The sequence below is a fragment of the Microcoleus sp. Pol12B5 genome (genome assembly GCF_036701335.1).
In the GTDB taxonomy this organism is placed as follows: Bacteria; Cyanobacteriota; Cyanobacteriia; order Cyanobacteriales; family Microcoleaceae; genus Microcoleus.
Genome location: NZ_JAUBQQ010000008.1, coordinates 20,836 through 39,319 on the forward strand (window position 1 = coordinate 20,836; position 18,484 = coordinate 39,319).

At 46.8% G+C, this 18,484-nt stretch carries 10 protein-coding genes; 2 read left to right on the forward strand and 8 right to left on the reverse strand.

Annotation, left to right across the window (positions count from 1 at the left end):
* Window positions 1-80 precede the first annotated feature (80 nt).
* Both QUA24_RS06695 and QUA24_RS06700 read right to left on the reverse strand, forming a co-directional pair.
* Window positions 81-4,208 carry an ATP-binding protein gene (locus QUA24_RS06695; RefSeq protein ID WP_333228250.1) on the reverse strand — a complete coding sequence of 1,376 codons (4,128 nt, stop codon included), beginning with the start codon at window positions 4,206-4,208 and terminating at the stop codon, window positions 81-83.
* Between the two features lie 72 nt (window positions 4,209-4,280).
* Window positions 4,281-4,457 carry a hypothetical protein gene (locus tag QUA24_RS06700; RefSeq protein WP_333228252.1) on the reverse strand — a complete coding sequence of 59 codons (177 nt, stop codon included), beginning with the start codon at window positions 4,455-4,457 and terminating at the stop codon, window positions 4,281-4,283.
* A gap of 7 nt (window positions 4,458-4,464) precedes the next feature.
* On the opposite strand from QUA24_RS06700, the gene QUA24_RS06705 reads away from it, so the two are divergent.
* On the forward strand, window positions 4,465-4,614 hold the full coding sequence (locus QUA24_RS06705) for a hypothetical protein (RefSeq protein ID WP_333228254.1): 150 nt from the start codon (window positions 4,465-4,467) through the stop codon (window positions 4,612-4,614).
* Here QUA24_RS06705 and QUA24_RS06710 read toward each other — a convergent pair.
* Window positions 4,611-10,118 carry a PAS domain S-box protein gene (locus QUA24_RS06710; protein WP_333228256.1) on the reverse strand — a complete coding sequence of 1,836 codons (5,508 nt, stop codon included), beginning with the start codon at window positions 10,116-10,118 and terminating at the stop codon, window positions 4,611-4,613. The two genes, QUA24_RS06705 and QUA24_RS06710, sit on opposite strands and share 4 nt — an antisense overlap.
* A 229-nt stretch (window positions 10,119-10,347) precedes the next feature.
* Here QUA24_RS06710 and QUA24_RS06715 point away from each other — a divergent pair, with 229 nt between their 5' ends.
* Window positions 10,348-14,160 (forward strand): glycoside hydrolase family 2 TIM barrel-domain containing protein, encoded by a 3,813-nt coding sequence (locus tag QUA24_RS06715; protein ID WP_333228258.1) that lies wholly within the window; start codon window positions 10,348-10,350, stop codon window positions 14,158-14,160.
* Window positions 14,161-14,423: 263 nt separating this feature from the next.
* Here the strand turns inward: QUA24_RS06715 and QUA24_RS06720 are convergent, their stop codons facing one another.
* The 5 genes from QUA24_RS06720 to QUA24_RS06740 form a co-directional block, all read right to left on the reverse strand.
* The gene (locus QUA24_RS06720) at window positions 14,424-14,669 is read right to left on the reverse strand and encodes an HNH endonuclease (RefSeq protein WP_015179287.1); all 246 of its coding nucleotides are present in this window, start codon (window positions 14,667-14,669) and stop codon (window positions 14,424-14,426) included.
* Window positions 14,670-14,719: 50 nt separating this feature from the next.
* Window positions 14,720-15,154: a KGK domain-containing protein gene (locus QUA24_RS06725; protein WP_333228260.1), complete on the reverse strand. Its 435-nt coding sequence runs from the start codon at window positions 15,152-15,154 to the stop codon at window positions 14,720-14,722.
* 28 nt (window positions 15,155-15,182) lie between these two features.
* Complete coding sequence (locus tag QUA24_RS06730; RefSeq protein WP_333228262.1) at window positions 15,183-15,548, reverse strand: type II toxin-antitoxin system PemK/MazF family toxin; 366 nt, start codon at window positions 15,546-15,548, stop codon at window positions 15,183-15,185.
* Window positions 15,529-15,732, reverse strand: a complete 204-nt coding sequence (locus QUA24_RS06735) for a hypothetical protein (protein WP_333228264.1) — start codon at window positions 15,730-15,732, stop codon at window positions 15,529-15,531. Before QUA24_RS06735 ends, QUA24_RS06730 begins: the two co-directional genes overlap by 20 nt.
* A 197-nt stretch (window positions 15,733-15,929) precedes the next feature.
* Window positions 15,930-18,356, reverse strand: coding sequence for a dynamin-like GTPase family protein (locus QUA24_RS06740; RefSeq protein ID WP_333228266.1), 2,427 nt, complete (start codon window positions 18,354-18,356; stop codon window positions 15,930-15,932).
* Window positions 18,357-18,484 lie beyond the last annotated feature (128 nt).

Below are 18,484 nucleotides of genomic sequence, written 5' to 3' on the forward strand. Positions count from 1 at the left end.
TAGGTTTGTAGTGAGTACGATCGCCCGATCGCGTTTTATGAGGACGATGGTACTCATTACAAACCTATCTCATATCCTGATTATTTTGGTTCGGGATGGATGAGAGCTAGTATTTGATTGAACTGAAACTCGTTAGCCAAGGCGGCTAAAGCGCTAGCTAAAGCGTCATTACGATCGCGAATTTGCTCAATTTGGATCAGAATTAACTCTAAATCGCACTCAATTGTGGCTTTCTCTAAAGCTGCCAGCCAATCTGCGGGTAAAGCTGCCAGAGTCTCTGAAGTCGGAGCCTCGATTTGAGTTGACTCGGGAACACTCTCCGGTTCACCGTAAATGTAACGCACTCCCAGATGCTTGTGCAGGGTGGCAAAAATTTCTGTATCTCGAAAGGGTTTGTGGATAAAGTCATCGCAATCATCTGATACAGTAACGGTTTGCGCTTCCTCAGCGTTACCGGCACTCACGGCAATAATTGCCGTAGCTTGACCTTTAACGGTGGCTTTAATGCGCTTGGTCGCTTCATGTCCATCCATCACGGGCATCCACATATCCATAAAAATTAAGTGTGGCTCAAAACTCGACCACATTTCAATAGCTTCCATGCCATTGGTGGCTTCTTCGAGTTCAAAGTTAAAGCCAGCGAGGAGTTTGATCAGCAGTTGGCGGTTGTCCGATCGATCGTCCACAATCAAAATACGATAGCGTGGCTGGTTGCATTCCAGCGCTATCACCCGACGCGGTGGCTGTACGGGTTGAGTCGCCGGGGCATCAACGGCGCTGATGGGAATATCAAACGCGAAGGTGGTGCCGCGTCCTACTTCACTGCGTACAGTAATCAGGCCGCCCATCAGCTTGATAAACTGTTGGCTGATAGCGAGTCCCAAGCCTGTTCCTTGCTGAGATTTGGTTCCTGTTTTGGTTTGCACAAAGGGTTGAAAAAGCTTATCTAACTCATCAGGAGCTATGCCGGCACCTGTGTCTTCTATTTCAAAATGTAATTGGTAATTACTAATTAGTAAATCCTGATTTTCACGCTCTATAAATGCACTTAGTCTTAACCTAATTACTCCTTGTTTCGTAAACTTAATAGCATTAGAAAGCAGATTAATTAAAACTTGACGTAACTTCATTTGATCTGTTTGTACGTATTCGGGAGTTTCGCTAGAGCAGTCAAATATTAACTGCAATTGTTGCTCCCGTGCCTGGAGTTGAAACATCTCTTCCAGATCGTTCAATAGGCTGCTTAATTGAAAGTCTGTTGGGTTGAGGGTAATGCGTCCCGCCTCTATTTTGGCTAAATCTAATATTTGATTGATCAGAGCTAGCAAGTGTTCTCCGCTGCGGTTGATGATACGAATATTTTCCTGTTGTTCGCGAGTGAGGTTGGTAGAGCGCTGCATCAATTGCGAGAACCCCAGAATTGCGTTTAGCGGGGTGCGGAGTTCGTGGCTCATATTTGCCAGGAAAGTGCTTTTGGCAAGGTTGGCGGCTTCTGCGGCCCAGGCGGCTTGTTGAAGCTGTACTGCTTGCTGTTGAGTGGCTTCGAGCAATTGAGCTTGTTGTAAGGCAACTCCCAGTTGAGTGCTAATTTGCAGCCCAATATTGATTTCTGCTTCGCGCCAAGTGCGGGGTCCAGAATTTTGATAGCTGGCGAGCAAACCCCAAAGTTGACTGCCACAAAATATGGGAAAAATAACGTAGGCTCTAGCTTGAAATTGTTTTAAAAGTTCTAGGTAACAAGGACTCAACCCAGCGCTGTATATGTCTTCAATTATGCGGTAAGGAACGCCTCTAGCATACATACCACCTTGATTTCTTTGTAGATAGGTATCCAGCACTGGTTCACCGGAGGCTTGCATAGTTTTCACGGTACAGCGAGAGTCTTCGACGAGAGTGTTTGGCACCTTAAAATCGTCAGGTTGCATCAGAGATATCCAGCCGGCAGCCATTGATTCGGCAACAAATTCCCCACTCCAATCAGGATTAAAGCGATAGATACCGACACGATCGCATTTTAGGGTTTGTCGCAGTTCAGAGGTTGTGGTTTTGAATATTGTGTCAATATCTAAGGATTGACGGATGCGATCGATCGATCGGGCGATGGCTTGTTCTCCCTGGGCGCTTTCTCGCAAAGCTGACTCGGCTTGTTTGCGATCGCTAATATCCAAGACAGTGCCCAGCAAACGGATCAACTGCCCTTTTTCATCATAAACAGGTTTCCCTCGAACTTCAATGTAATTGAGCGAGTCATCTCTTCGGATCAGCCGGAGATCAATTTCAAAGCTTTGCCCCGATATAGCTTGCTCGCGCACCATTGCCAGATAGCGCGATCGATCTTCTGGATGAAAACGCTCGATTAATTGTTCGGTTGGCAGCGGTTTTTGAGTAGGATCGAGCTCATAAATGCGATAGAGTTCTTCACTCCAAGTGGTTGTTGCTGTGGCGATATCGTATTCCCAACTGCCAATACGGGCAATTTTTTGGGCTTCCAGCAGTCGGGATTCCGCCAACTGGCGATCGCTAATGTCGCGCGCTACCCAAACCGCAGAGCTATCCGACAAAGGCGAAATTTTAGCAGCAAACCAAACTTCTTGGTTATTAATCTGCAGACTGTAATCAAAACTAATAGTTTGTTTGGTTTCCAATGCCTGTTGAACTTGAGCGAAATAAATCTCCTGGCTTTCCTCATGAAAAAAATGTTCGATGATGGAGTCGATCTGATTCGTCTGATAGTTGTAGTGAAAAATCCCCTTGGTGGGTATAATTTGAATAGTTTTTTGTTCGCATTCAAAAATCAATACAATGTCTGTGATAGAATCAAATATTTTTACAATTTGCTCGGTAGAAGTGTAAAGTTTTTGTTCGAGCAATTTGCGATCGGCAATTTCAGATTGTAAGAGTTCGTTAGCACGAGCTAAGACGCCGGTACGTTCGATTACTTCGGCTTCTAAAGTACGATTGTAGCCAGTTAATATTTTTTCAGATTGTTTGCGCTGTGCGATGTTAGAAAAAGCAGTGATGGCATAAATAATGTTTCCGCCTTCGTCGAAAATTGGTGTGGCGCGCGCCTCAAAAGGAATAAATTTCCCATCTCGATAAAGTTCTACATCTTCAAGCAATACCGTTTCGCCACGCAGTGCTCGGAATGCGGGCAGCTCTTCAGTGGGATAAGGCTGGTTTTGGCGGTAGATTTGATAAACTTCTACTGCTTCTTCTAAAGTCGAATCTGGAATAGTTGCTACGCCGAGCCAATGCTTGGCAGTTTCGTTCAAGTACACGACTTTACCGGAGGTATCGTGGATAGATACTCCCGTAGGTATGGCTTCGAGAAATTGATTGAGTTGGCTCTCTCTGTGCGCTAAAGCTCCATTTAAAGATTTTTGGTCTGCAAAAGCCTGTTGCAGTTGCACTGTCATAAAATTGAAGGAATTGGCGAGTTCTCCGACTTCATCCAAGCGTTTATTTTCTAAAGGTTGATCCCATTTTCCTTTGGCAACATTTTTGGCTGCCGTATTCAAACGCATAATTGGCTTTGTTACCCAACGGGAAGCCAAAAATCCGATCGCGATCGCCAGCGGCAGTGTACCGATCAATAACCACAATGTATGGCGCGTATTTGCTTGAATGCGAGCCATGAAATCAGACTCTGGCATCACCACCACAATCAACCAATCCAAACCACGGAAATCTCGATAAGGAGTGACACGGACAAACTGCCTATCGCCCTTGTTCGCCAAGGTAAATCGCTGGGTTGTTTGCAGTGCGCCGAAGTTGCCAAATCGGTTGGCAAGTTGTCGAGCAATATCTCGCGTGCGGGCATCCTTGCTGTTGGTGGCTAGCAATGGCGTCGATTGCTTTTTTGTTGGCGTCACCAAGGGTGTTTCTAGTGTGGATGTGGCAATCAGATTGCCCGATCGATCCATAATAAAAGTTTGTCCTGAAGCTGAGAATTGCAGCCTAGCCAGAAAGGTATTGATTGCCGAGAGTCCATCATTATCTGTGAGGCGATCGCTAATTCGCTCTCCTACTTGTTCGATTAGCTGATGCGCTACATCCTCAACTGATTCCTGACCACTTTTGAAAGAAAGATAGCCCACTAGCCCAACTACACTTACCGTTTGCAAAACTAACGGAACAATCAGAACCGTTCGCAGCGGAAGCTTGCTGAAAAATTTGGCGGTTAGGCGGTTGAGCGGATGAATGGGCATGGATGTGAACCAATTGCGCTGATAATCGTATTTTAACTGCTGGAGCGTGCCTTTTCCTCCAATTGGCTCGCCCTAAAAAATGTAAAATTTTCCGCCCGTTTCAAGATAGGCAACTACCAGCGAAGATTGGACGTGGATGGAAAAATTTGCTTCTGTCTGTTCTGTTTCTAGCTGTTGGGAATTTAATTCATTTTTACTTGCAAAAATTGTGATAAATTTTCTAATTGCTTTGTGTTTATCGGCAATCATTTCGTTAATGAAAAGCCAGCGGGGGCGGGTTTATGAGATTGTAGATTATGGGCAATTATTATTGGTCAACCAGCCATTACAACATTTAACATCATACAAATCCGAATCAAACGGAAATGATATTATTCGTGCGATCGTCCGAGCCCGATCGCCCTAATGCCCATTTATTAACTTGGCTAAAAGGGTGGCGAAGAGAACGGGTTCGATCGGCTTTGTTAAGTGTTCGTTGTAACCAGAGGCGATCGCCCGCTCGCGGTCTTCTTCGCTAGCATAAGCTGTCAGCGCCACGGCCGGCAAGCACTTGATTTTGTCGGATTCGGACGATCGCACTTGACGGATCAGCCAGTAGCCGTCCTCAACGGGCATACCGATATCGCTGACTAAAATATCCGGTGGCGACTGCTGCAAAATGTCGATCGCCTCCGCAGCCGTTGCCACCGCAGTCGCAGTCGCCCCGCACTGTTGGAGGGCAACCATCAAAAACTCGCGGTTGTCGGGTTCGTCGTCAACTACCAACACCTTTAAACCAGCCAAAATACCCGGAGGCCTTGAATTGGATTTAGTTTCTCCTCTCAACTGCGGCTGCTTACTCCGATGCTGTTTGAGAGGTAGTGTCACCGTAAATGTCGCGCCCTGGTCTTTACCGGGACTTTCCGCAGTCACAGTACCCTCGTGGAGTTGCACCAAGTGCTCGACGATGGCCAATCCCAGTCCCAAACCGCTCTCAGCCTTAGTTTTCGAGGCGTCTGCTTGTCGGAAGCGATCGAACACGTAGGGCAGAAACTCAGCAGAAATGCCCTTTCCGGTATCGCTGACAGTAATTTGCACGTAATTGGGTGATGAGGAACCGCTAACAGCCACCGCAGATAAGCGCAGTTCCACAGTTCCCCCCGAAGGCGTAAACTTCACGGCGTTAGTCAGCAAATTCCACACTACCTGCTGCAACCTCTGGGCGTCGCCCCACATCAAGCCGACTGCGGGGTCAAGTTCTAACGAAACGGTGACAGACTTGGCCTCGGCTGCCGAACGAACTGAATTATGAGCCGCCTCGATCGTCCTTACCATGTAGAACCAGCCGGGTTTCAGGACCAGCTTACCTTGAATAATCCGGGAAACGTCGAGCAAATCTTCCACTAGCTGAATCTGCACCTTCGACTGACGCTCAATGGCTTCCAAACCCGAAGCTAATTTATCTTCGTTGTAGGGATGGGCGCGCAGGATCTGTGCCCACCCCTGAATCACATTTATAGGCGTTCGCAATTCGTGGGAAAGAGAGTCTAGAAACTCGTCTTTCCGGCGGCTGATCGCTTCTGCTTCCGCCCGCGCGGCTTGTTCGCGATCGAGCAACTGAGCGCGTTGGGCCTCGACTTGCTTGCGATCGCTGATGTCGGCGACGATCGACATACAGTTGATATTGCCGTTGCTGTCGCGGACTGGAGTTGCCCACAAACTGATGTCGATCAAGCTGCCGTCTTTCCTTTGGCGATGGGTTTCCATCCCGGCGATCGCGTTTCCTTGGCGAATTTTTTTCAAATTAGCAGTGAATTCCTCCCGCTTGTCTACGGGAACGCTGGGCACCAATTGACCTACCGCTTCTGATTCATGCCAGCCAAAAATCCTCTCGGCGGCTGGGTTCCACATTTTCACAGTGCCGTCGTCGCAGTCCAAAACGGTAATTGCTAGGGGACAAGCCTGAATCAAGGCTTCTAAAGTTTGATGGATGTGCGATCGCGCAGCTTCTGCTTCTTTGCGATCGCTGATATCAACGTTCACCCCGATCATCCGCCAAGGCAAACCCCGATCGTCCTGAAACACCTTAGCCCTGCAAGCAATCCAGCCGACGCTTTTGTCCGGGCGGCAAATGCGGAACTCTATGTTTAATTCCTCCCCGGAAGCCACCGCAGCTTTTACCTGCTTTTCGGTAACAGCGCGATCGTCTGGATGCACCATTTGGACCCAACTTTGATAGCTGTCTAAACTGCCGGCAGGCAGCCCGTACAAAGCCTCTAACTCCGGCGTACAGGCGACCTCGCAGGTTTGGATGTTCAATTCAAAAGTTCCAATTTTGCCTGCTTGCTGAGCGATTTGCAGCCGTTCTTGATTGTGTTTGAGTTCTGCTTCGACGCGCGAGATCTCGGTCAAGTCGATGTAGAATGCGACGATCGTCTCTGGTTCGCGATCGTCCGCGTTCAGAGTCGTCCCGCCCATCAGAATCGGCACGCGGCTGCCATCTTTGCGGATGTACTCTTTCTTGAAAGGAGTTGCGACTCCGTGATCCCGCAGTTCCCCGGCCGCCAAGGCGTCGAGGTGCAGGTATTCGGGGGGGGTCATCCTGTCCCACCGCATTTTACCGGAGAGCATCTCTGAGCGGGTGTAGCCGACCATGTTGAGCAGGGATTGGTTGGCGTAGGCGATGCGGCCGCTAAAATCGCCGATCGCAACTCCGAAAATATTTGACTCGAACAGCCGCCGGAATATGGCTTCGCTTTGCTGCATTACCCGTTTTGCTTGTTTGCGATCAGTGATTTCGGCTACCACAGTGCTGACTCCCAGCAGTGTTCCTGATTCATCGCTCACGGGGTAAAAGCTGATTTGCCAATCGCGCAAAACTCCTGGCTGTTGCTTGGTTTCGGCCTTAACTTCCAAGTCGATCACGGGGGTTTGCGTCGCCAGGACTTGGCGATAAATCGGCTCTACCATATCGGCCATTTCGGGAATTACTTCTCTCACGGTATGCCCGATGTAGTCTGCCATCGATTTGCCGTCGATCGCAGCGAGGCATTCGTTGATGCGGATGTAGCGCAAATTGGTATCGACAAAGCACAGCCCGACTGGTGTGGTTTTGTAAACTAAGTCGAGTTCTGCTAGTTGGCGGCGAATGCGTATTTCGTTTTCTCGAAGTTGGTTTTGAGCTTGTTTGCGATCGGTGATATCGAGTACGAAGAATGCTCCTTTTTCTGTGCATCCTTGGAAGTTTCCGCCGCCGACTAAAACGGGGAAGCGCGTGCCGTCTTTGCGGAGATATTCTTTTTCAAAAGGCGCGCAACTTCCTGATGCTTCGACTTGCGCGAGAGCGATGCGATCGAGTTCTAGATATTCCGGCGCCGTGAGTTCGAGCCAGCGGATCTGTCCCGAAAACAAGTCTTCCCTCGTATATCCGATCATTTCCAGCAAGGCGTCGTTAGCGTCAGTAACTTCGCCGTTGGCATCCCAGAAACCGATGCCGATCATGTTAGATTCTACCACGCTGCGGAAGCGCATTTCGCTTTCCCGCAAAGCTAATTCTGTTTGTTTTTCTGCGGTAATATCTGTGATAATTAGGCCGGCTCCGATTATTTCTTCTCTTTCATTTTTCACTGGGTAGTAGTTGGCTAGCCAGTAACCAAAATATCCCGGTTTCCCATGAGGTTCGCCACTCATTTCTAAGTTTAAAACAGGCTGGCCGGTTTCTAAAACTTGCTGAATTATCGGCGCAAATTTGGCTGCATGTTCGGGCAACAATTGGCGGAAGTCTTGGCCGAGATGCTGTTCTATCGGCAAACCGTTGAGTTCTGCTAATACTTGATTGATACGGATGAAGCGCATTTCGCGATCCATAAAGCAAATCGCTAGGGGAGATGCTTCTAACAGCGCGTCAATTACGGCAAAGGATTGCGATGTTTGAGATAGTGCTTGTTGCGCTTCAGTGTAAAGTCTGGCGTTGTCGAGGGCGATCGCCACGCGGTATGCTAGGTCTTCTAGCATTGCCATGTCTTCTGCACTGTAGCGACGGCCCAACTTCTGCGTAAAGCAAGTGATGGAACCCATTACCCGCCCGCGAGCCCTCAGCGGTACGCAAGCGTGAGATCCGATATTGAGCGATTGCAATATTTCCAATTCTGCTGCATTTTCGGCTCCTGCTGCTAAAATCTCCTCATCCACTTCGGCAATTAGTTCGGATTTTCCGCTGCTGATTACCAGCGGATAGCCGTTAACAGCATTTTCGGCGCTCAAACTTCGGATGCTGAAGTTATTAATAGTCTCAACCATAGAGAGTTCTGCGTGAGCCACAGCGACTAGACGCACATTTGAGTCGCTTTCGGTCAAATGAATGCAGCACCCATCAGCGATCGAATTTATGGCTAATTCTGCTACCTTTTGCAGCACCGTTTCCCCGTCAAACGCATCAGCCAGCATTTTGCTGACTTCTGCTAAAAATGCCGAGCGCTGCTGTTCTATTTCCGCTTTTTCCCTTGCTGTTTGCTCGATTGTTAACTGCAATCTTTGAGTTTCCGCAAGTTTTATTTCTGTGATATCGCGGGCGACAATTAAGGCTGATTCTGCTACGCCATTTTTGTCAAATTCGGGAACTACGCGGGATTGATAATTCCGGAGGCCGTTGATTGAGAAAGCTTGAAACTCGACAATTTCTTCTCGACCTGTTTCTAACACTTTGTGCAGGGTTTCATCCCACATTTGGCACAGTTCCGGCGGCATTCCTATTTCTTGACTGGTTTTACCCAAAAAGAATAAAATTGGTTTTCCTTGGCTTCTTTCAACTGCGTTATTGACGTAAATATAACGCAAATCTTTGTCAGTGCGGATAATTACATCTGGCGTATTTTCTAGCAGCGTTCTGAGTTGCTGTTCGCTGCTTGCCAAAGCTGCTTGCGCTTGTTGTCTTTCGGTGACATCTCTCACCGTACCCACGTATCCAATGAGTTCGCCGGAGTCGGAGAACATCGGCGAGGAACAAACGTTAATCCAGCGCACAATCCCCTGTGGTGTTTGCACGCGATACTCGATCGCATAATCCCCACCTTTCCGAGTATAATTCAGCCATCGGGCCAATACGCGATCGCTGTCTTCCGGGTGAATGCAATTCTCCCAACCGTCTCCTAAAAGTTCTGTTAAACTTAAGCCGCAAATAGCCTGACAGCGAGGGTTTGCATAGGTGTAGCGCCCCTCAAAATCTGCCATAAAAATGCCGACAGGCGAACAGGAACTTAAACAGCGAAATCGTTCTTCTTGAGCTTGCAGTGCTTCTTTAGCTACTGTTAGTTCTGCTGTGCGTTCTTTAACACGACTTTCTAGCTTAGTGTAGGATAAAGCCAGGGCTCTTTCTGCTTCTTTGCGGTCAGTAATATCGATCCCCGTTCCTATCACATATTCTACCAAACCCTCGCCATCTGTCGTCACAGTATTTGACCAAGAAATTAAGCGCTTATTACCGTTTTTACTACGCCAATAGTTTTGATATTCGCTATGAAAATGTTCGGCTTTGAGGTTGGCAAAAACGGTTTTAACCGGCTCTATTTCTTCGGGGATTAAAAACAAATCCCAAACATATTTATTGATTACTTCTGCTGTCGAGTAGCCTGTACTTTTTTCGCAAGCTTGGTTAAACCGGACAATCCGGCCTTGGCTGTCGAGAACTACAATCAAGCAAGCCGTCGTCTCAATGACTTTGGAAATAATCTGACGTTCTATTTCTTGTTCTTGTTCTACGGACTTTAAGCCAGCATACCAAGCGCTAACCATTGCAGTGGCAAAAAGTAAGATTACAGGAGCTGTCTGGGATGAAAACAGTAACAGAGTTGTCAGCAGTAAAGCGGTGCCGGCACTCAATGTAGCAATTTTGTAAGATGTAATGGGTGAGGTCAAGACCTGAAACCGACTCATTTTTATTGACCTGTAGCGATGGCGCGATCGCACTATTGCTGATGTCGATGAAACAACCTTGTTAAAACTTAGTTAAAACTAAGTATTTATTTTTTCTATACAAAACCACATTTGTCGGCTCTGTGCCATCTTCCCAGAGACAGATTGGCTGCGGGGTTGCTGCTGAAGCAACTGCTATCATAGATCAAGAGACAAATTAGATTATCTAATTTCTGGGAGCAATAAGCGAGTGAATCACAAGCTGGCAAAAATTATCGGGTTATTTTTCGCAGCCGCCACCCTCTTTGGATTCGTCGGTTACGCGCTTCAAAATCCCAACTTCGCCAGCAGCTCAGCGATGTCGATCGGCTTCCCCAATCTTACCACCCTGGCCGTCGGGGCGATCGACAACAAACGATCCCAAATCTATCTTAACGGAACTTGGCAATTTGTCCCCGCAGTTGGCAACCCCCAAACCCCCCCCGTATCCCCAAATTGGGGTTCCGTCTCGGTGCCGGGAGACTGGCAAAAAGAAAACCACGAATCCGTACCCGGAATCATCACTCGCGGCAGCGGCAAAGATTGGGAAAACTTCAACAGTAAACAACTATCAAAAGCTTGGTATCAGAAAAATATAGACATTCCCGGCGACTGGACAAACCGCCGAATTTTTCTCGACTTAGCCAGAGTCAGCACCGATGCAGTCATCTTTGTCAACGGCATTAACTGCGGTGAAATCTCCTGGCCCTACGGCACTATTGAAATTACCAAAGTAGCAAAACCAGGTCAAAACACCCTATCTATTTTAGTGGTGGCAGTATCCGATGAAAAGGAAAAAGCCGTCATCATGGGTCCCACAGAAATCTACACAGAAAAATCCAAGTTGCAATCGCGGGGAATTATCGGCGAGGTACGACTGCTGAGCCTTCCCCCCGGCCCGCTGATTAGCGACGTATTCGTCCAAACTTCCACCCGAAAAAAGCAAGTTAAATTAGAGGTAGAACTCAAAGACGTTGCCCAAAGCGGTCAAGTTAAATTAATCGCGGAAATGCTCGACGAAAAAGGCAAAGTACAACAAAAATTCACCGCAACTGCCAAGGTTCAAGCTAAACCAATTCAGACCATCCAAGTTCAGTGGAATTGGCCAAATCCCCGCCTTTGGGATGTCGGGCAACCAAACCTTTACACCCTGCAATTAGAAGTAAAAAACAGCGGTATTGACACGCAATACTACCAACCTTTTGGCTTCCGCGAATTTTGGATAGAAGGGCGCAAATTTTTCTTAAACGGAACCGAATTGCGGCTGCGACCAATCTTGCACTCGGATACTTGGCAAGGCGGGACATTAGAAGTGGCTGATAGCCTAATTGATGGCTACGTCAAAGCAGGTTTTAACATAACAGAAATGTGGCCTTGGAATCACGACGAACGGGGTAGATGGCACTTCCGAGAGTTATTTTCCGAAAGAGCAGACCTCAAAGGTTTTCCCATTATGGCTCCCGCTTTAGACATTAGTCCTATCGCTTGGAACGGCAAATGGAAGAACCCCCTGTGGAAAAACCGCTGGAAAGACCGAATGGTGACAGAAATGCGCCGCTACCGCAATCATCCATCAATATTAATGTGGGCGACAAGTCCTAATTTTTTCGGCAACGCTGACGACCTAAATCCCCGTCGCATCGGCAAAAGCAAAGTAGAAGGAACTCTCAGTCCCTCGGACAACCAGCGTTTGCGGGTCAACACTCCGCTAGGAAATGACGCTATAGCTTCGATAAAATCGGCTGACCAAACCAGACCTGTGATGGTACACCAAGGCGCCAACTTCGGTGATGTTTATGCGCTGAATTCTTATTTAAATCTGATTCCCTTGCAAGAACGAGAAGAGTGGATTTCTGAGTGGAGCAAAACCGGGGAAAGACCCTACATGGCAGTCGAGTTTGGGACTCCTCTGCACGCAACGATGATGCGGGCCCGCAAAGGTTTTGGTCTGGCGATTCTCAGCGAACCTTGGATGACGGAGTTTGCGGCAATTTATTTTGGTAAGCAGGCTTACGAGTTGGAAACATCCGCTTATAAATCTAAAATTCGCGAGCAATTTGTCAAGGGTCAGGAGTATCAAAGCTGGCATTTTCAAAAAGAGTTGGATTTTGCACCCGCTTTTCAAAAGTTGCAGCAGTTATTCAGTACAAATACTTGGCGGAGTTGGCGGACTTTTGGAATGTCTGGGGGGATGATTCCTTGGAATGACGGACATGGTTGGGAAGTGTCCGAAGCAGGCCGAAAAAAGGTAGATATTGGGGCATTTCAACCGGGTGGCAGGGGAGTTTATTTGAAGCAAGTGTCGAATAATCTTTTGAATTATTTGCAGCCCGAAGCTTACACTGTTCATCCTGGGGGCGAGGCAATTATGAAGAATAATAGCTCGACTTTGGCTTGGATTGCTGGTGCTAGCCCGGTTTTTACTGCGAAAGATCACAATTTGTTTGTGGGCGGAAAACTGGCAAAGCAAGTAGTGTTAATTAACGATACGCGGGCGTCGCAAGAATTTTCGTTTAATTGGCGAGTTTTGGTGGGGGGCAAAGAAGTAAAAAAAGGCGAGCAAAAAGGGAGGATTGAGCAGGCAGGAACACTGTTTTTCCCAATAGAGGTAAATTTGCCAAATACCATTTCTAGCAAGGCTGACGGCGAAATTCGCTTGACTGCACGGGTGGGCGATCGATCGCATTCTGATACATTTGCTTTCCGAGTTTTTCCCAAACAATCCAAAAGTAAGGATACGCTGACAATCTTCGATCCAGTCGGCAAAACATCGGCCATGTTAAAACAGTTAGGTTATCAGCTTGTACCGTGGAATGGTTCGCAAGTTTCCTCGCTATTAATTATCGGTAGGGAAGCATTTTCTAGCGGGGAAAATTTGCCGGGAAGTGTAGAAAATTTTGTGCAAAACGGCGGCAAAGCAATTGTGTTTCCTCAACGCAGGGAATGGCTGGAAAATACGGGTTTCCGGGTGGCCCGCCATGTCAGCCGTCGCGCTTATCCAGTTGACAGCAACCATCCCGCAATTAGCGGTTTAGACAGTGAAGATTTGCGGGATTGGGCGGGGGAAAGCACGCTGCTTGAAGCTTATCCAGATACGATCCAAACTGGCCATAATTTGAGTCCGGCAAATAAACCCTGGTACGGCTGGCGTTGGGGAAATCGCGGCGGTGTCAGTAGCGCTTCTATTGAGAAACCGCACCGCAGCGGTTGGCGCCCCATTTTGGAATCTGAGTTTGACTTAGCTTATTCGCCGCTGATGGAATTGGATTACGGAAAAGGGCGGCTGATTTTAAACGAGTTGGATTTGGAAGATCATTATTCTGTAGATGCTGGGGCGGCGCAGTTAGTGCAACAAATTGTGAGTTACGGGATGAATTCTCCGGTACTTGGGAAGCCGGATAAAGTGGTTTTAATTGGGGGAGATGAAGATGCCCAAAAGTTGGACAGTTTGGGGGTAATTTATCAGCGCGCTAGTTCGCTTTCTAATGATGTTGGTTTGGTGATTGTGGGGAGAGAGGCGAATCTGAAAGATGCAGATTTGCGCGGTTATTTGAATGCTGGCGGGAAGGCGTTTTTCTTGCCGCGTCAAGTGCCTGCTGCGGGTTTGGGCGTGGGTTTGCAGCAAGCGCAGGATTTCGGGGGTTCGCTGGCGGTTCCGAGTTGGGATGAGGTGAAGGGGGTTAGTGCTTCAGATTTGCGATCGCGCTCTTTTTATGATACTTGGTTGATTAAGTCTGGGGGAGAAATCGGTGCTGACGGTTTGTTAAGTCGGGTAAAAGTTGGCAAGGGTGTGGCGATTTTTTCTCAGATTGAACCGGACAGTTTGAATGCTGATACTAAGACTTATTTGCGTTTTACTCGCTGGCGGCAAACCAGGGCAAATGCTCAGATTTTGGCTAATTTAGGGGCGAGTTTTAAGGCAGATGGATCTGTGTTTAACGGTTCGAGTCAGGAGTTTTATCACTGGGATTACAGAACGGATTTTGAGAAGGGGGATGATCCTTATCGCTATTATCGATGGTAGGAAGTTCGGCAGCGGATTTTGTAGCGGATGTAACGGATGTAACTGAGATGTTCCACCATTCTCAATTATTTGCTTAGGAACAGGCAAGATGCCTGTTCCATAAGAGATAAATTTTCTTGTGGAACAGGCAGGCATCTTGCCTGTTCTTGACAATGGTGCAATTTGTCAGCATTGCAGTTATCCAAGCTAGGGATTAAAAGTGCGATCGAACAGAGGTTAGCAATTTCAAGCTTAAATTGCTGATTTTATTATACTGTTAAATATCAAAGGTCAAAGTGTCGCCTGAAGCGCGGGTCTAGTTTGTCGGTTTTCTTTTGGTTGCAGGTGCCGCAGAGGGTTTGCAAGTTGCTGATGTCGTTGCTGCCGCCGCGCGCTAGGGGGATGATATGATCGATCGTCAGTTGGGTTTCTAGTTTGGTTTGGCCGCAGCTTTGGCATTGGTATTTATTGCGAGTAAATACATATTTTCTGACTTCTGGGGGAATCGGGATTCTGGGGGTTTTAGACATGATGATTTTTAACCGCAGATGAACGCGAATTAACGCGGATGTTTGATGGATTAGCTGGGTGAGTTTTGTTGATTGAGCAGTTGGCGACGCAAATCGTCAAGGGGAGATTCTGGTTTGCTAGTTTCTGATTCGTTGTTTTCTGGTGTTTCTTCAACGTCTGGTTCGTCGGGGCAAAACTCTATAGTGACATTGAGTTTGATTTTAATCTTTCCTTTCTTCCAGCCCTGAGCACCCACTCTGAGAATTTCACAATCTATACCTTCACCAAACCAGTTCTCATAAGCAGTACGTAGTTGGTTAGTAGTTAAACCTATATCAATATTTAGATTCTGTTGCCTTAACGTCTCACTAAGTCTCTCTCCTAACACATATTCAGGCCAAGCTCGATTTACTGTTTCCTTGAGTTTTTCTACTTTAAGCATTGCGTTACCGAAAGATAAAGCATCCTCATTACCGCAGTTGTGAAAATCAAATTTATCTTCCATATTCTTGCGCGCCTCGTGTTAGTCCTATTTAATCTACTATTTCTAATTCCAAAGCTACAATCAAACCGCGATTAACGTGGTTTATAGCCTCATTTGAAAGGGAACCCAGTTTCCGGGCAATCATTGACTTGTTGAGGGTAAAAATGGACTCGCACCTAACTACAGACTCAACTCTAATACCAGCTAATACAATTTCATCTCCTGTTATCAAATATTGAGTGGTAGTCAAAGGGCGAGTTGTCTTAGAAGTACAAGGTACAAGCATCACATCGTCAAGAATTTGGTTGAGATTATCTGCCGAAATTATCACAGCCGGACGCAGTTTAAACTGTGTTAGCTGAGTAGATGGCATTGGCACTTGAGCCAACACTACATCACCGCGTCGTAAGTTCATCGGCAAATATTTCGTCATAAATGTCATTTTCCGCACTCAGCCAATCTTGATAAGCTTGGGATACAAGCATCGGCTGAATAGGTTCTTTTCCACTTTTCAAGAAGAGGGCTAGGTTCAGAAGTGTTGCTAACTTATCCTCTGGAAGTTGTTCGATTAGTGTTAAAAGTTTTTGGCGAATGTTCATAGGATTAAAGTCGCTCTTTGTTGGCTATTATAGCACAATAAACACAATAAAGATACCGGGCGAATAGAATTCGCGTCTACACAAACAATGTCCGCCTGCGCGGACTAAGAATGTTTTCAACCCGCGCAGGCGGGTTTTGTCTGTGTAGCCGCGATTTCCAATCGCCGGATTTCCAATTACGCCCATTCCCATTCCAATCATTCACCATCCACAGAACCACTATCATTTTGCCCAATTACAGGCAACAAATGCTCGTGCAGCTTCATCGCCTGCAAACAACTATTAATCCCAGAAACCGCCCGATCGTACTCTTGAATCTTTTGCTCATTCTCAGCTTGCCGCCGCAGATTCCCAGCAATCTTTTCCTCCGCTTCCTGTGCCAAAGTTTGCTCTAAATAATCGCGGGCTTGACTGTATTTCTGCAAAATATCATCAGCTTGCTTTTGGGCCAGCGGCAACAAATGCTCTTTCAGAGTTTGATTGACAGTTTGGCGGAAAGTTTGCCGAATAGTTCTAGATACTTTCGGCTCGAAATCTAGCCGCAATAATTGTCGAATTGCCGGTTGGGCGTCCACCATGTTTTCGCAGTCGAAACCTTGAGAAGTTTGCTGCAATGTTTCCCGGAATTGATAAATTGAAAATGTGCCTTCGTCGTAAAAACGCGGACTTTCTCGCACGTAGCGATCGCACTCAACGCCCGCCGCATTTACCAAAGCATCAGAAACCCGCTTTGATAACTCCTCTAACTGCTGTTCAATTCCCCCGTCGTTCCCCAACAACCGATAAAGTAATCGATAGTATTCCGACTTACGAACGCTATCTTTCAAATACTGGAAATAATTATCAACCAGTGACTTAGTAGCCTCTACTAAAATATCTTCCAACTGATTCGCTAAATAATAAAGCGCTTCAACTAAAACAGCAATTAAAGGTGCTGTGGCATTGCGGGGATGATTCCGCAAAGTGCGTCCGTAAGCCGCCTCAACAGAAAATCCGTCTAACAATTCATCTAAGCGGCGGATCATCCGAGATTGCAATTGCCGAAAGTCTATATCGAAAATATCGCATCTGTTCATAATCATTTCATTGACTTCTTCGGCGATATGTTCCCGGAAATCCTGCCCGACTTGCTGCAACTCTTGATTTAGCCGCAAAAGTTCCTGTGCTTTCATGGCTTCAATTTCGCGGGGCTGGCTGTCCAAGTTCCGCTGAATTGTTTGGTAATGTTTCCGCAGTTGAATGCACAAGTCTTCTAAGTCGTCAGCTAAATTTTTGAACAGTTGCGGGCGTTTTTCTTCAGTGAGGTAACGGGTGATGGCTGTGCGAAAATCTTCGATACCGCTATCTTGAATTAATTGAGTAATTAATGGTTGTCCTTGCTCGGCAAGAATCCGCGCGTAGTTTTCATTGGGTGTTTCGTAGCTGTTAACTGAAATGCGAAATTTGCTGGGAGATAGCTTACCGGAATTCGCACAGTAGCGATTAAATTCACTAACAAATTGCGGAGTCTCTTCACTATTACCGAGCAACTCTGAATCTAATTTATCATCTCCAGAAACTCGCCCTTGACTGGTGGCAAAGATTGTATTTAAACCAAAGCGATCGCGCCCTGTTGTCCCTCGAATCAAACTTCCGTAAAATCCCAACAATCCGCTAGTTTTGTAAACTCTCGCAGTATCGCGAAAGTCGGAATTAATCAGATTTTCTAAGCGCTGTCGCAGTTGCGTGTTGTACCAAGTTTCGTCAATGCGGTTAAAAATGTAAAACAGTCGATCGCGAATTCCCGGATTTCCCCGTGTTTTTTCCATCAACTCGGTTTCTTCCGTCGTCATTTCCCCAGACGAAGCCGCTTTCAAAACGCAGACAACCGCCGAAGTATCGGGGCTTTCAATCTTATCATAAGTCAATTCTGCATCCCGCTGCACCGGCGCATCAATTCCCGGCGTATCGATAATAATATTGCCGTCTTGCAGCAGCGGATGATAACAGTAATATTCAACTCGCTTGAGTACAGCGCTGTTACTACCTCGACGCGCATAACTAGCAGCTTCCTTGAGATTGGAAAAGTTAAACTGTTCCATCGAGTAGGTAGCGTTTTCGAGAGTTTGAATGCGATCGCGATTTGCCTCAAAACCTTCTAACAGCAGCATCAAAGCCTTAGCTTTTTTGGCTAATTCCGATTTATTTTCGCCGCCTTCCCTTTCAATAATTATATTACATCCCTGAGACAACAGCGACACTACATCTGTTTGATTAATATTAACTTCAGTAGCTAAACCTAACTGATGACAAAGCACAGAAGCTTGCTGGCTAATCTCAAACTCGCTCAAAAAAGTGAGAACCACGCGCTCTTTTTCCGGCTCAGCAAAGGCGATATAACATTCCGTACCTGTCGCGTGTCCTTCAGCACTGTAGAGCAATTCCCGCTCCAGCAAAGCATTAATCAGCATCGATTTTCCCGCACTGAAAGCGCCAGCAAACACAATTTCAAACTCAGGAGAAATTGCCTTTTTCAGAGAAGCTTGTACTGCCGTGATATCTTGTTGTCGCAAAGACGATTCCTGACGGAGCAGTTGCAGTAAGGAGTCAACTTGCTCTTGCAGATTGTTGCATTGAGGGGGCATTTGAGTCATCGCGGCAGACTGCTCCTGATTGTGGGAAAATTACCTTATTGTTAATTCTCTGCTAGTTCAGGAATAATCACAACATTAGTTTTACTTATGCGCTCCAGGATTGCTGAAAGTGCGATCCT

Coding starts and splice junctions, on each gene's coding strand:
- QUA24_RS06725 (WP_333228260.1), bottom strand. CDS start 15,154: ATGGAAGATAAATTTGATTTTCACAACTGCGGTAATGAGGATGCTTTA.
- QUA24_RS06695 (WP_333228250.1), bottom strand. CDS start 4,208: ATGCCCATTCATCCGCTCAACCGCCTAACCGCCAAATTTTTCAGCAAG.
- QUA24_RS06720 (WP_015179287.1), bottom strand. CDS start 14,669: ATGTCTAAAACCCCCAGAATCCCGATTCCCCCAGAAGTCAGAAAATAT.
- QUA24_RS06705 (WP_333228254.1), top strand. CDS start 4,465: ATGAAAAGCCAGCGGGGGCGGGTTTATGAGATTGTAGATTATGGGCAA.
- QUA24_RS06710 (WP_333228256.1), bottom strand. CDS start 10,118: ATGAGTCGGTTTCAGGTCTTGACCTCACCCATTACATCTTACAAAATT.
- QUA24_RS06740 (WP_333228266.1), bottom strand. CDS start 18,356: ATGCCCCCTCAATGCAACAATCTGCAAGAGCAAGTTGACTCCTTACTG.
- QUA24_RS06735 (WP_333228264.1), bottom strand. CDS start 15,732: ATGAACATTCGCCAAAAACTTTTAACACTAATCGAACAACTTCCAGAG.
- QUA24_RS06730 (WP_333228262.1), bottom strand. CDS start 15,548: ATGAACTTACGACGCGGTGATGTAGTGTTGGCTCAAGTGCCAATGCCA.
- QUA24_RS06700 (WP_333228252.1), bottom strand. CDS start 4,457: ATGATTGCCGATAAACACAAAGCAATTAGAAAATTTATCACAATTTTT.